At 35.5% G+C, this 14,620-nt stretch carries 16 protein-coding genes; 1 reads left to right on the top strand and 15 read right to left on the bottom strand.

Going from position 1 to position 14,620, the window contains the following annotated elements; translation table 11 throughout:
• The first annotated feature begins 48 nt into the window (after positions 1-48).
• Positions 49-996 (top strand): diacylglycerol kinase family protein, encoded by a 948-nt coding sequence (locus CP357_RS03675; protein WP_098036570.1) that lies wholly within the window; start codon positions 49-51, stop codon positions 994-996.
• Positions 997-1,046: 50 nt separating this feature from the next.
• Here CP357_RS03675 and CP357_RS03670 read toward each other — a convergent pair whose 3' ends face one another.
• The 15 genes from CP357_RS03670 to CP357_RS03600 all read right to left on the bottom strand — a co-directional run bounded on the left by CP357_RS03670 (position 1,047) and on the right by CP357_RS03600 (position 14,616).
• The gene (locus CP357_RS03670) at positions 1,047-3,401 is read right to left on the bottom strand and encodes an ATP-dependent RecD-like DNA helicase (protein ID WP_098036568.1); all 2,355 of its coding nucleotides are present in this window, start codon (positions 3,399-3,401) and stop codon (positions 1,047-1,049) included.
• Positions 3,401-4,045 (bottom strand): lipopolysaccharide assembly protein LapB, encoded by a 645-nt coding sequence (locus tag CP357_RS03665; RefSeq protein ID WP_098036567.1) that lies wholly within the window; start codon positions 4,043-4,045, stop codon positions 3,401-3,403. The genes CP357_RS03670 and CP357_RS03665 overlap by 1 nt, the downstream gene beginning before the upstream one ends.
• Positions 4,045-4,704: a histidine phosphatase family protein gene (locus CP357_RS03660; RefSeq protein ID WP_098036566.1), complete on the bottom strand. Its 660-nt coding sequence runs from the start codon at positions 4,702-4,704 to the stop codon at positions 4,045-4,047. Before CP357_RS03660 ends, CP357_RS03665 begins: the two co-directional genes overlap by 1 nt.
• 92 nt (positions 4,705-4,796) lie before the next feature.
• Positions 4,797-5,924, bottom strand: a complete 1,128-nt coding sequence (gene mnmA / locus CP357_RS03655) for a tRNA 2-thiouridine(34) synthase MnmA (protein ID WP_025005038.1) — start codon at positions 5,922-5,924, stop codon at positions 4,797-4,799.
• A 7-nt stretch (positions 5,925-5,931) separates the two neighbouring features.
• On the bottom strand, positions 5,932-6,273 hold the full coding sequence (locus tag CP357_RS03650; protein ID WP_087175798.1) for a DUF1831 domain-containing protein: 342 nt from the start codon (positions 6,271-6,273) through the stop codon (positions 5,932-5,934).
• A gap of 47 nt (positions 6,274-6,320) precedes the next feature.
• Positions 6,321-7,478, bottom strand: a complete 1,158-nt coding sequence (locus tag CP357_RS03645) for a cysteine desulfurase family protein (RefSeq protein WP_025005040.1) — start codon at positions 7,476-7,478, stop codon at positions 6,321-6,323.
• 1 nt (position 7,479) lies between these two features.
• On the bottom strand, positions 7,480-8,175 hold the full coding sequence (locus tag CP357_RS03640) for a 5'-methylthioadenosine/adenosylhomocysteine nucleosidase (RefSeq protein WP_098036565.1): 696 nt from the start codon (positions 8,173-8,175) through the stop codon (positions 7,480-7,482).
• A gap of 18 nt (positions 8,176-8,193) precedes the next feature.
• The gene (locus tag CP357_RS03635; protein ID WP_098036564.1) at positions 8,194-8,502 is read right to left on the bottom strand and encodes a hypothetical protein; all 309 of its coding nucleotides are present in this window, start codon (positions 8,500-8,502) and stop codon (positions 8,194-8,196) included.
• A gap of 2 nt (positions 8,503-8,504) precedes the next feature.
• A complete protein-coding gene (locus CP357_RS03630) occupies positions 8,505-9,074 on the bottom strand; it encodes an NUDIX hydrolase (RefSeq protein ID WP_025005043.1) in 570 nt (189 codons plus the stop codon).
• Positions 9,075-9,093: 19 nt separating this feature from the next.
• Entirely contained in the window at positions 9,094-9,297 is a 204-nt protein-coding gene (locus CP357_RS03625; protein WP_003627651.1) for a cold-shock protein, read from the bottom strand.
• Positions 9,297-12,080, bottom strand: a complete 2,784-nt coding sequence (gene ileS, locus CP357_RS03620; protein WP_098036563.1) for an isoleucine--tRNA ligase — start codon at positions 12,078-12,080, stop codon at positions 9,297-9,299. The genes CP357_RS03625 and ileS overlap by 1 nt, the downstream gene beginning before the upstream one ends.
• 220 nt (positions 12,081-12,300) lie before the next feature.
• On the bottom strand, positions 12,301-13,098 hold the full coding sequence (locus tag CP357_RS03615) for a DivIVA domain-containing protein (RefSeq protein ID WP_087175793.1): 798 nt from the start codon (positions 13,096-13,098) through the stop codon (positions 12,301-12,303).
• The gene (locus tag CP357_RS03610) at positions 13,074-13,874 is read right to left on the bottom strand and encodes an RNA-binding protein (RefSeq protein ID WP_098036562.1); all 801 of its coding nucleotides are present in this window, start codon (positions 13,872-13,874) and stop codon (positions 13,074-13,076) included. Before CP357_RS03610 ends, CP357_RS03615 begins: the two co-directional genes overlap by 25 nt.
• Positions 13,874-14,176: a YggT family protein gene (locus CP357_RS03605; protein ID WP_098036561.1), complete on the bottom strand. Its 303-nt coding sequence runs from the start codon at positions 14,174-14,176 to the stop codon at positions 13,874-13,876. Before CP357_RS03605 ends, CP357_RS03610 begins: the two co-directional genes overlap by 1 nt.
• On the bottom strand, positions 14,176-14,616 hold the full coding sequence (locus CP357_RS03600) for a cell division protein SepF (protein ID WP_025005048.1): 441 nt from the start codon (positions 14,614-14,616) through the stop codon (positions 14,176-14,178). Before CP357_RS03600 ends, CP357_RS03605 begins: the two co-directional genes overlap by 1 nt.
• Between the last annotated feature and the right edge of the window lie 4 nt (positions 14,617-14,620).

The raw sequence follows: 14,620 nt of genomic DNA, 5'->3' as shown, positions 1-14,620 counted from the left end.
ATTGGATCATATCTATCAAGCAGCTTAAGTGTTCAATTTATTATTGCAATTTACGAAAAAATTAAAGTACATTTATTAGTTAATGAAGTAGCTGGAAATGGAAATGCTGTTGCAGCTGACCATTCCTTGCAAAAGGTATTAAATAATCTAAATATTCCATTTAGTCATAAAAAGAGCAATTATCCTGGCGAACTCATTAAGTTGGCTGAAGATTATGCCAATAAAAATCCTAACCCAAATGATATTTTAATCGTTGTGGGTGGTGATGGATCTTTCAATGAGGTTTTAAATGGCATTAAAAGATCAAATTTCCCTGAAACACCTATAACATATTTACCTGCTGGAACTGGCAATAATTTTGCGCGAGGAGCTGGATTAACTAACGATCCTTTGCAACTAGTTAATAATTTATTGCAAGATCCCGAGCCGGAACGCGTTGATTGCGGATTCTTTACTTCAAATATAGCTAAAATGCCGCATGGTTATTTTGTTAATAATTTTGGAATCGGCTTTGACGCATTTGTTGTTCATGAAAGCAATAATGAGAAACTAAAGAAAAAGTTAAATCATGTTAATTTTGGTAATTTGATTTATGGCTTAAATATTATTAAAGCTCTTGCAAAACAGAATACATTTACGGTTACGATCAAAACGGCAAATGAAACTGTGCGCTACGGGGATGCTTATTTCGTGACTACTACCAATCATCCATATTTTGGTGGTGGAATTGCGATTTTACCCAAAGCTGACATTTACAGTCATCATTTAGATACTGTGATCGTAGAAAAGCCCAACTTATTCAAATTTATCCATCTTTTTGGCAAATTATTAAAAGATGGATCACATGTAAATGCTCCCCAATTTCACTATATAGAGGCTAAAGAGATTCAAGTTACAACTCAAAAGCCAGAGTTTGCACAAATTGACGGTGAAGATTATGACGCCCAAGATTTTAAATTAACATTTAAAATAGATCACTTTAATTTGTTGAAATAAGCAAAAAAGCTAAGGTTTTCATTCAGATGAATGATTATCTTAGCTTCTTTTTATAATTTAATATTTTCCATTCCAATCATTGGATCTATCTCACCTGAATAAATCTTTTCAGGCGTCAAAATATAATCCTCTGGTTCTTGTTTTTCAGATTCAGGTGCTGCAACTTCATCTTTTGTTTTTTCTTCACTAGTTTCAGTAACTTTAATACCCAATTGAGCACAGATTTTATCTGCCAATCCAGTTTTTCGATCATTTCCTGGCGTATTAAAAGCTGCTGCAAAGGCTCGTGGATCTCCTACTAAAACCAAATTTTTCTCAGCTCGAGTAATCGCCGTATAAAGCAAATTTCGTTTAAGCATCACATAGTTCTGCATAGTCAAATTCAAGATAACTAATGGAAATTCTGAACCTTGTGACTTATGAATAGTAATCGCATACGCTCTGGTTAAATCAGTTAAATCTTTTTTACCAAAACTTACTTCCCGATCATCAAAATTAGCAACCATGCATTCTTTAGAATTATCTTCATCGATACTAATTATTTTACCAATTTGGCCATTATAGATATCTTTTTCAGGATTATTTTGCAATTGTAAAATTCGATCACCAATTCTGAAAATTTCATTGCGTACTTCTAAAAATTTACTCTTAGCTTTAGGCGGATTCATTATTTCTTGAATAACATCATTTAAATTGTTTACTCCGCCGCTACCATGATACATGGCACTCAATACTTGGACATCATCCTTATCAAAGCCACGTTTTAAAGCTAATTTGACAATTTGTCCTACTGCATCCCCCACCAACTCAGGTCTACAGCTAATAAATGAATAATTCTTAGTCTTCTTAAATAAAGCTTGTTGGTCTCTGCCCTCATTTACATCGTGAGCCAGCGTAATAATCGTTGACTCATCCCCTTGTCGGTGAATTTGCTTTAAAACTGTAGTCGGAAAAGCATGTGACTTAATTAAATCGCTAAATACGTTCCCCGCACCGACAGAAGGTAACTGATCCTTATCTCCTACAAACACAATATGACGAGTTTGGTTAATGCTAGAAAGAAGCTGCTTAAACAAGAACATGTCGACCATAGACATCTCATCGATGATCAAAATTTCACCATTTAGCTCATTTAGATCTTCAGCATTTGCGTCTCCAATGCCTAACCCTAGAAGTCGATGAATCGTTTTGGCACTAATTCCGGTTATTTCTCCCATTCTCTTAGCAGCTCTACCAGTTGGCGCTGCTAATAAAAATGGTGGATCTTCACTATATAGCGATGAAGCAGGTATTTCTGCCAATTTTCTTAATGCTAGCAATATCCCATTGATAATAGTGGTTTTACCTGTCCCAGGACCACCTGTCAAAATTGAAATAGGATTGTTCAAAGCATTCTTGATAGCAAGCTTCTGTGTGTCATCATACTTAATTTTTAATTCTTGCTCCGCATCCTTGATAGCTTGTTCAATTTTCTTATCGCTATACTGTTCATCATCCTGTGCTTTTCTACTTTCCACCAAACTCTTCATAGAACGGGCAATATCGACCTCTGTTTGATAAATATTTTGTAAAAAAGCATTTTCACCATCAACTATTACTTTGCCATTTTTCTGCAATTCATTTACACAAATCGCAATTGGATCAAATTGTGGGATTTGCAATAATTCTTTAGCACCAGTCAGTAAATCGGATAGTGGAACATAAGTATTGCCTTCACCACTCAAAGCGTCTAGCAGAACCTGATAAATGGCCCCATTTATTCTTCTTGGATCATCATTGGGTATCTCCAATTGCTTGCCGATGGTATCTGCCGTTTTAAATGCATAACCTGTAATTTCATTAACGGCAGCATAAGGATCCTCTTTTAATTTATCTAGAGCTGCTCCATGATAACATTGGTAAATCCTAGCGGCTACCTGTTTCCTTATTCCATATTGAGCTAGTTTTAAGACGATTTCAGAATAAGAATCCATCGAATTTAGACCCGACAATAAGCTATCTTTTTGCTTTTTAGTTAAAGATAACGTGTCGATTTTAGCAGGATTTTCTTTTAAAACATCTAAAGCATTTAATCCCAATTCTTCAATAATGGTACCCGCTGTTTTTTTACCAATACCTGGGAATTTATTAGAACTCAAATAATTAGTGAGTGAGCCTTCTTCATGAGGCATGATCGGCTTATAGCTATTAGCGCGAAATTGTAAACCGAATTTTTCATGCATAACCAGTTTACCATCGAAGCGATAGCTACTACCAATTTGCACATCACCAAAATTACCAGTTACCTTAATTTCGCTACGTGAATAATTTTCGAGTGAACCAATGATTTCAACATTGAGGATTTTATATAAATCTTTATCATTTTCAAAAACAATCCCGTTAATTTTACCGGTGAATTCGCTCATTACTTTTTCTTTTCCTTATCATTCAGCATTTTCATAATTGAAGCATATTGATCCATTGCCCGCTTATAGTATTTTTCATCCATTGCTTTCGCTTTTGCAAAATATGCTTCTGCCTGAGTTCGATCTTTTTCCATAGTAGAAACACCAAGCAAGAAATATATCTTAGCTGTTCGCCTATCTTTAGGAATCATGAGATAGGCTTGCTGGGCTTGAGCATTTTCGCCTAAGCTCATCCAAATATCCCCTAATAATTCTTGCACCTTATCATCAACTTTTTTGATTGTTAAAGCATACGCAAGAGCTTTTTGGCTCTGACCTAATTTTAAATAAGTTAATGCCTTCTGATATAAAGTCAAATCGTCATTAGGAATTTGGTCCAATAATGCCAAAGCTTTATCAAAATCACCCTGCATATAGTAGCTAACAGCTAAATTGTAATTTAACTCTTGCGGCTTTTTAACTAAGTGCTGCGCTTGTTCCAACAGCTGCTGTGCCTGATCTACACTACCTTGTTCAATTAAATAAGTTGATAATTGCAAATAGTTTTCAATATTCTGTGGTTTTTGATCAATTTTTTGAACTAATAAATGAATCGCCTGATCAACCTTGCCATTATCATAAAGCTGTGCAATTTTTTTATCCATTACAGTGAATCCGTCTTTGATAACTTTCTGCCTAAATAACTAGTTTCGTTCCAAACAACTGGTTTAAAAGTCTTACCACCATCAAGCGTTTCAAGTACTGTTAAACTGGTATTGCTTAAACCGCCATTTTTACGAATATCTTTTAAAGGATAGCCTAACAAACCACCCATAATTGCTGATAAAGCTGCTCCATGACTGACTGCTAATACTTTATCATCATCATTCGGGAATCTTTCAGCCATTTCTTTAGCAAAAGACTTGCCACGAGCAATTACGTGTTCATAATCTTCACCATGTAATTCGGTGGGATCATACTTATCCGGTTGATGCCAAAAGTTGTTCATTTGCTCAGGAAACTTCTTTTCTGCTTCCGCAAATTTCATTCCTTCCATATCACCTAAGTTAAATTCACGTAATCGTTCATCAATCACTACTGGCAAGTTGGCATTCATAGCATTATCAATACCTTGAGCAGTATTAAAGGCACGATCTAAAGGACTAGCAAAAATACCTCTAAACTTAGTTCCTTTTAAATGTTCACCTAACTTCTTTATATCTTTTAAGCTTTGTGGCAAGAGTGGTGAATCACCATGTCCACCTTGAAAACGACTTGCTAAATTCCATTCAGTTTTACCATGACGAACAAAATAAATTTGCATTTTTATCCCCCAAACATGTTTAATTGATATAACTAGTTTAGCACAAAGAAAAGGGCGTTCGAAAATTCGAACGTCCTTTTTTAAAATTCATTTTATACTAATTGCAATTGCTTGTCTTCTTGGTAAGCAGCATCAATATTTCCACCACCAAGACATTCTTCACCTTGGTACAAAACAAGAGCTTGACCAGGAGTAACTGCACGAGCTGGTTCATCAAAGTAAACGTCAGCAGTATTATCATCTGCATGATACTTAACAGTTACACCAACATCACATTGACGATAGCGGAACTTAGCGCTGCAGTGAAATTCCACATCATGATCTGGCTTGCCAGTAAAGAATGACATATCACTAGCCTTCAAGCGACTTGCGTAAAGAAGCTTACTATCATAACCCTGTTCTACGATTAATTCGTTCTTCTTTAAGTCCTTACCAACAACAAACCATGGATCTGTTGATTCCTTAGTTGAACCTAAACCTAAACCTTGTCTTTGACCAATAGTGTAGTACATTAAGCCGGCATGTTCACCAACCACTTTGCCATCAGGGGTAACCATCTTACCTGACTTAGCTGGTAAAAATTCGCTCAAGAACTTTCTAAAGTTTCTTTCACCGATAAAACAAATACCAGTAGAATCTTTCTTCTTAGCAGTAGCCAAACCATTAGCTAAGGCAATTTCACGCACTTGAGGTTTAGTTAAGTTAGCAAGTGGGAAAATAACCTTCTTAATCTGATCTTGATTTAATTGACTTAAGAAGTAAGTTTGATCCTTATTCCCATCCTTCGGACGCATCATATGAGTAAGACCATTTGCATCTTTAACAGTTTTAGCATAATGTCCCATTGCAATATAATCAGCATCTAGATCCATCGCAAAATCTAAAAATGACTTGAACTTAATTTGACTATTGCACATTACGTCAGGATTAGGCGTTCTTCCCTTTTTGTACTCATTTAAAAAGTATTCGAAAACACGATGCCAGTATTCTTTTTCAAAATTAATTGAATAGTATGGAATACCAATTTTATCGGCAACTTTCTTTACATCTTCGTAATCTTCAGTAGCGGTACAAACACCAGAATCATCAGTATCATCCCAATTTTTCATGAAAACACCGACAACATCATAGCCTTGTTGTTTGAGTAATAATGCTGATACTGATGAATCTACACCACCACTCATACCTACAACTACTCTAGTCTTGCTATTGTCAACCATTATTCAATCAATCCTTTACCTCAAGCAATATCTTACGCTCTTCAAGATCCTTCAAAATGTAATCTAAAAGATCTACAGTTGGCGCTAATTGCTTGTTTTTAAAAATATTAACCTTTTGCAAACCATTGCGATCAGTAACAACCATCGTTAAATGAGATAAATCCTTATTAACAGTCATCTTTAACTTAGTTGGTGCATTATAAGGTGAATCATTATACAAAGGATGTTCATAATTAAAATTACCCTTAGTAGTCTTCACAAAACCAGCATCAATTAAAGCATAAAGTTTTAACTCTGGATTTAAAGTAAACTTACGTTTATCACCATTAATCACAACTATATTTGCCATATTTTTCCTCACTTATTTATAATAAGTTACTTTCTTTTTAAAAGCAACTATTTTCTTTTAGATTGAATTCTTTGAACAATTTTTACCAGATTTTCAGCAAATGATTCTACTTCTTCATCTGTATTATACCGCCCAAACGAAATACGAATTGATTCATTAATTCGAGGAGAATCTGCACCAAAACATGCAATTAATACATGTGAAGGTTCAAGTGACCCTGCGGTACATGCGGAACCACCTGAGACAGCATAACCGTTTAAATCTAAATTAGTTTGTAATGAAGTAGTAGAAATACCCTTAAACCATAGATTTAAGACATGGTGAGAATATCCAGGACCATGACCACCATTGATTTTATAATCAATCTTATTTTGATCAAGTTGGTTCAAAATAAGATCTTGGAAATGCGCATATTTTGCCTGAAGATCATCATGACCAATATTGGTCAGTTCTTTAACTGCTTCGCCAAAGCCAGCAATACCGGGTACATTTTCAGTTCCAGCACGACGTTTAGTCTCCTGTTCACCGCCTAAAACCAAATTTGGCAAATCAATATCAGAATTCTCATACAAAAATCCTAAGAATTTTGGTCCATTAATTTTATGAGCAGATACTGATAATAAATCAATATTCATTGCTTTGACATCAATATCAATCGTTCCCATGCCTTGAACATTATCGACATGGAAATATGCATTGCTCTCTTTGACCAATTCGCCAATTTCTTTAAGTGGCATAATGGAACCTACTTCATTATTTACGGCCATAATCGATACTAAAATTGTATCTGGCGTTAATTCTTTTTTCAGTTCATCTAAAGAAATATGTCCCGTCTCATCAACATTTAAATAGACAACGTTGTAGCCTTCATCTTCTAATCGCTTCATAGGATTTAAAACTGAAGGATGTTCAATTTGCGTGGTAATAATCTTCTTACCAATATTTTTTCGACTGTATGCTGTACCAAAAATGGCAGTATTATTACTTTCTGAGCCACCGGATGTAAAGATAATTTCATTATCTTTAGCATTAATACTTGCAGCAATTTGATGACGAGCTCGATCAATCACATTTCTTGCTTGACGTCCCAACTCATAAGTACTTGATGCATTACCAAAATCATTTTTCATTTCATCAGTAATTACATCAATTACCTTAGGAGACATAGGAGTAGTCGCAGCGTTATCCAAATAAATTTCACGCACGTTAATTCATCTTTTCTACGTAATCACTAATTAATTTAGCAGCCTTAGCTCCAACCTTTTTAACAAATACATCAAAGTCTTCACTTGCACTGCCATCACCATTGTCAGAGATTGCCCGCATTGCAACTAATGGCTTATTAAAAGCATGAGCAACTTGAGCAAAAGCAGCACCTTCCATTTCACAAGCTAATGCATCAGGAAAGTTCTCTTTTATTTCATCCTTTTGCTTAGTTGAAGCTACAAATGAATCTCCAGTAACTACTAATCCTTCACTAAAAGCAACATTTTGCTTTTTAAGATATTCAGCGAATGCAGCTCTTTCTGGTGAATCAAGTACAAATTGAGCTGGTTGTTGTGGGATTTGGCCTTCTACATAATCACCTGCAGCAGTATTATGAGCATCATAATACATGAAGGCATTAGGCAAAACTAAATCTTCTTGATGAATATCCTTATGTAAAGCACCGGCAGAACCAGTCATAAAGATAACATCAATATCTACATTGCTTAACAAACTAGCTAGGTTCATCGCAGCTTGAGCTTTACCAATACCACTCAAACCTAAATAAACATCATTTCCGTTAACAGAAAAATGTTCGAATTCAGTTGATCCGAACATTTCTTTTTTTTCTGCGTGGAAATGATTACGATAAAATTCGGCTTCTTCAGCCATTGGAACAATAATCGCAATCTTCATAAATTTCCTCGTTTCAAATTATAAATGAAATAATGCTAAAAGCACTAAAATAATTAAAACAAACACTATCAGAATAGCACTGTTCAGTCTTTTTTTCAGTTTTAAAGACTTTTCTTCGCGCATCTTTTCTTTATCGATAGGCTGCTGTGCTTGATAAAACTCTTGTCCATCGCCTTCCAAAGGACGTCTTCTTTCAGAATCATCCCTTTGAAAATCAGGATTAACATTAACTTCTTCTGTTGCATCATTATCAGTAAAAGCAGATTTAACTTTGTCTACTAAACTTTTTTTCTGTCTTTTATGATAATCAGAACGCTTTTCTGTCATGATTACTTATTACTTTCAGCTTGAGCATTGCGCAATAGCATATTTTCCCAAACAGAAATGGCATAAATTGTCTTAGCATCGACAATTTTTCCTTCTGCTAATAAATTCTTTAATTCATCTAAACTATACCAATCAGAAGTTAAAAATTCATCTGCATCTAATGATCTCTTTTCAGTCAACTTAGTTAACGTATCACAATAGAAAAGATGCATTTTTTCATCACAAAAGCCTGGTGTAGAATAAAATTCACTAACTTTTTCCCAATATTCTGCCTTGTAGCCGCCTTCTTCATTCAATTCACGCTTCATAGCATCAAGAGGACTAGTGTCAGTTGGGTCAACAATTCCAGCTGGAATTTCTAAAGTGACTTGCTTGATAGCTTCACGCCATTGTTTTACCAAAAGCATTTCTTGTTGATCATTAATTGCAATAACACAAGATGCAGGGCGATGCTTAACTATTTCTCTAGTCGCAGTATCGCCATTAGGTAATTTGATTTTTCGAACAGATAAATCCAAGATTCTACCTTGAAAAATCTGTTGCGATGAGATTTCTGTTTCTTCTAAATCCACTAAGTCTCATCCTCCTTTTTTAAGCTAAATATACATTAACACATTGTAGGCCATTTTTTCCTTGAGCTAATTGATATTGTACTCGATCGCCTACTCGTAATGATTTATAGCCTTCTTCCTTAATAGCTTTATAGAAAACGAAGTACGATTTGTGGTTGCGATCGTCTTCAATAAAGCCATAACTGCTTCCTTCATCAAATTGTTTAACAGTACCTAAACGCATTATTTTTCTAATCCTTCTTGTACTGCTTCAGGGTAGTTTGCTTCAACAATTTCTGCACAACGACCACAAAGCACTGGTAACTTAGAATCTGCACCAATATCAGTTCTAATCATTCTACAACGTGGACAAACTTCACCTTCAGCATGCTGAACTACAACAGCAGCATTAGCAAGTTGTTCAGCGTCAGCTGGAGCTGGATCATCTGAAATAGTTAACTTAGAAACAATTAAAATTTCTCTGAAGTCAGCGTCTAATTCATCAAGCATGGCCTTAGTTTCTTTATCTGGGTAAATTGTTACGGCTGCTTCAAATGACTTACCAATCAACTTCTTGTTTCTTGCATCTTCAAGTGCCTTCAAAACATCATCACGCAACTTCATGAATTTAGCCCAGTTTTCAAGCAATTCATCGCGATTTGCATAGTTTTCTACTTTTGGCATATTTGCAAGTTGAACGTAATCTTCGTCTTCCTTCAAGAAGCCCCAAATTTCTTCCATAGTGTGTGGCAAAATTGGAGTCAAAATCTTAGCCAACTTAACTGCAGCATCATAGATAACTGTTTGCATTGAACGACGTGCATGACTGTTTTCAGCTTCAATGTAAAGAACGTCCTTGGCAAAATCAAGATAGAATGCTGAAAGATCATTAGAAATGAAGTTAAAGACCTTCTTGAAGACAGTAGTAAAGTCAAACTTATCGTAAGCTGCTAAGCATTCTTTGATTAAGTCATTTAACTTAACTTCCATGTATTGGTCTACTGAACGAAGATCATCGTAAGCAACACGATTTTTCTTAGGATCAAAGTCGCTAGTATTAGCAAGCATGTAACGGAAAGTATTTCTGATCTTTCTGTAGCTTTCTGCAGATTGTTGCAAGATTCCCATTGAAACAGCAACGTCTGACGTAGTATCAGCTTGAGCTACCCAAAGACGAATAATTTCTGCACCCATTTGCTTGATTACGTCATTAGGTGAAATAACGTTACCAAGTGACTTAGACATCTTGTGGCCCTTATCATCCAAAACGAATCCTTGAGAAAGAACTTGCTTGTATGGAGCTTGACCAGTGACAGCAACTGAAGTAATCAAACTTGAGTTAAACCAACCACGATATTGGTCACTACCTTCAAGGTAAAGATCAGCTGGGTAATGTAAACCATCACGTTTTTCCATGACACCTGACCATGATGACCCAGAGTCAAACCAAACATCAAGAATATCCTTTTCCTTAGTGAATTCACCATTTGGTGAGTGTTCTGAAGTAAAGCCTTCTGGCAATAATTCCTTAGCAGTATGAGTATACCAAGCGTTTGAACCTTCTTTTTCGAAGATCTTAGCAACATGTTCAATTGTTTCTGGAGTAACGATTGGTGTGTCATCTTCAGCGTAGAAAATTGGAAGTGGAACACCCCATGCACGTTGACGTGAGATTACCCAGTCACCACGATCTTTAATCATGTTGTAAAGACGAGTCTTACCCCATGAAGGGATGAAGCTCGCTTTTTCAATTTGATCAAGAATTTGATCTCTAAACTTAGCGATTGAAGCAAACCATTGAGTAGTTGCTCTAAAGATAACGGGCTTCTTAGTACGCCAATCGTGTGGGTATGAGTGAGTAAAGACCTTAAGCTTAATAAGTGCACTAGCATCCTTTAACTTTTCGATCATTAACTTATCTACGTCTTGGTAAAACATGCCCTTAAGTTCAGGTACTTCATCAGTGTAGCAACCGTGAGCATCTACTGGACTGAAGATTGGCAAGTTATATTTTTGACCAACGTTAAAGTCGTCTTCACCAAAGCCAGGTGCAGTATGAACTAAACCAGTACCATCATCCAAAGTTACGTGGAAGCCTTCAATTACAAGACTTTCCTTGTCGTAAATTGGGTGCTTAGCCTTCATGTATTCCATGTCGGCACCCTTAACTGTTTGAACAACCTTATAGTCATCCCAACCGATTTCTTCAGCTACTTTATCAAGCAAGCCAGTAGCAACAACGTAACGTTTATCGCCAACTTGAACTACTGAGTAATCAAACTTAGGATTTACACAGATTGCTTCGTTTGCTGGAATAGTCCAAGGAGTAGTAGTCCAGATTACGAAATAAGTATCCTTAGGATCGATGATGCCTTTACCGTCAGTTACTGGGAAAGCAACGAAAATTGAATTTGCTTCAACATCTTTATATTCAACTTCAGCTTCAGCTAAAGTAGATTCACTTGACCATGACCAGTAAACAGGCTTCTTACCCTTGTAAATGTAACCCTTCTTGTACATTTCACCAAAGACACGAATTTCTTGTGCTTCGAAGTCATGTTGCAAGGTAACATAAGGATGATCCCAATCTGCCATCACACCAAGACGCTTAAAGTCATTCATTTGCTTTTGAATTTGTTCTTCAGCATATTGACGACAAAGTTCACGGTACTTAGCACGATCCATACTCTTACGGTCTACGCCTTTTTTAGCAAGTTGTTGTTCTACTGGAAGACCGTGAGTATCCCAACCTGGTACGTATGGTGCATAGTAACCATTCATGTTCTTGTAGCGAACAATGATATCCTTTGAGATCTTGTTTAAAGCATGTCCCATGTGGATATTACCATTGGCAAATGGAGGGCCATCGTGTAAGTCAAAACGAGGCTTACCTTCATTAAGCTTTAATCTTTGTTCATATAATTTATTTTCACGCCATTGCTTTTGCCATTCTGCTTCACGAACTGGCAAATTACCGCGCATTTTAAATTTAGTTTTACCTAAATTAAGAGTGTCTTTAATTCTCATTAACAAATTCCTTTCTAAAAAAGAAAACCTCGCCCTAATTAGGACGAGGTTAACCGTGGTACCACCTAAATTGAACTTAAAAAAGTTCCACTTAATTTGCGTAACGTGCAAAAAACGTTTAGATCATTCAGACAGCTGATCAACCTTTAGGCTCTTATGCTAATCTTCCACCAACATTAGCTCGCTGAATTGCCCTCAAGTTTTACTGCCAATCTAATTTTTATTTTTTGTAATCATCCGGGAAAACAATTGTTGGACCTGATGAACTCTTAGGTACTTCAGGTTTTAAATTAATTGTCTCATGATGCGGACTATCGCCTGTCATTGGCTTAGGAGTAGTTTCTTCTTCATCATCAGAATCATCTGACAACTCCTCATCCAAATCATCAGGTTCTTGAGAAGAGTTTACGTCATTTACATCATCGTTGTCAATATCTTCATCATCGATTGCAGTTTCATTTGCGATTTCTTCTTCTTCACCGATTGGTTCTGCACCATTACCCGGATAAAATCGTTCCGTATGGAAATATTCATCTAAAGCATGCTGCCAAGTTTCATCATTTAAATTATTTATCTCATTTTGGAGCATTGCTTGCATATGACTACGAAATTCGCCTATTTGTTTCTTTAAACGCTTGTAATCATTAGAGATAACTTCTTGCTGTTGTTTTTGATAGCCAACTTCTGTTTGAGCTTCCTTTTTAGCATCATCCAGAATACGTTTGGCTTCTGCTTCCGCATTTTCTTTTAATTGATCTACAGTTTTTTGAGCAGAAATAAGCGACTTCTTCATATTACTATACTCATCTACTTGAGCCTGCATATCTTCTACTTTTTTATTTAAAGATACTACTTCGTTCTTTAAATCTACTACTTGATCAAGTGCATCCCCATAATTATCAACAACATCATCTAAAAAACTATCCACTTCATAGCGATCATATCCATTACGACCTCGATGCTTAAATTCCTTATTATGAATATCCATCGGCGTCAATTTCGTTTCTTTGTCTGCCAAAGCTTGAGCACCACCTTATATTTTCCTTTTCTTGTAGCCGAAACATTTTCAATCAAAACACGCCCAAAATGCCTCAAACTCAAAATATCATTCTCTTTAACCATTATATTAGAATCTGCTATGTCATGCCAATTTAATTTGACTAAATGGTTTTCAATCATTTTTTGAATCTGACCACGACTTTGTTTGCTAATTCCAGATAGTACTGCATCAATTCTCATTGAAGCAACAATTTCTATCTTTTCCGTTGAATCATCCTTCGGCACTAGAACATCTTTAAAAGAAATCTCTCTTAATTTTACTTGTGCTCTTCCAATCCGAGTAACCTGCTCTTCAAAAAAATCCACTAATTCTTTTTTAGCAAAAAATTGCCATTTACCATTTTCATCAGTAATTATATCGCCAAAAGTATCGGTCTCAATTCCAGAATTAGCCAGGGTACCTAAAATCGCACTATGATTAATTTTGATAAATTTTTGTGGATATTCAATTTCATATGGCTGAATTAAATAATCGCTGGGTTGCAAATTAACCCATTCCTCGCTTAAATAAACACGTTTTTTCTCCGCATTCGAATATCCGCCATACTCTTGCATAAAAACATCATTACCCACGATGATTTTTAGAATTGCTCTTTTACCCGGATCTAAAAAATCGGTTAAAATTGGTTCATGTTTAAAAATTATTTGATTAAAAAGACCAGTAAAATAATCAATTACTGGTCTTTCTTCTTGATTAAAATGTGGGTAAAACTTACTTGCTTGTCGCTTTTGCATTAACCTAACACCCTCAATAAAATATTAAAAATCCAAAATAGAACATAATTCTGTACAAAGTACAAAATGAATAATCTAATAATTGGAGAAATATCAATTCCAGTAGAATAGGCCAACTTAGCAAACGGACCTTTTCTGAACAAGTTCAAGTATGGATTTACAATCTTATCTAAAAAGCGACCAATTACAGAATTACTTAACATTGGTACCCAACTTAAAATTGCATCAATAACAATAAATAGACTGTAAAGCCATAAGATCCAAGTAAGAGCTACGTAAATAAAATGTATTACGTTTAACATTAACTTAAATTATCTTTCTTATCAATTAAGTCACTAATTTTGCCATCTGTCACAAATTTAGGTGGAGTGGCTAAAAAGATCTTGTCACCGATGCGTTGAATTTCACCGTTTAATGCATAAACTGTTCCTGTGATAAAATCAACGATTCGTCGAGCGGAACTATCTTCCATTCTGCTAAAGTTAATTACTACTGCCTTATTATTCAACAAGTTTTGTGCAACATCTTTAGCATCAGAATAAACACGCGGCTCATACAACACAATTTTACTTTTGGCTGAATTTAATCCTGATTTAATCGAAACAACATTGTCTCGACTAACAGAATTCAGAGGTAAGTTTTCATTATCATCTTTGTTTGAAGTAGCATATTCTTCTTTTTCCAATTCATCTTCATCATCATTGGAAATGCCGAAAAATCTACCCAATTTATCAAAAGCCATCTGT

Origin of the sequence: Lactobacillus sp. UMNPBX6, from assembly GCF_002553975.1 — a bacterium.
Lineage (GTDB): Bacteria > Bacillota > Bacilli > Lactobacillales > Lactobacillaceae > Lactobacillus > Lactobacillus gallinarum.
This window is presented reverse-complemented; position numbering and strand designations above follow the sequence as displayed.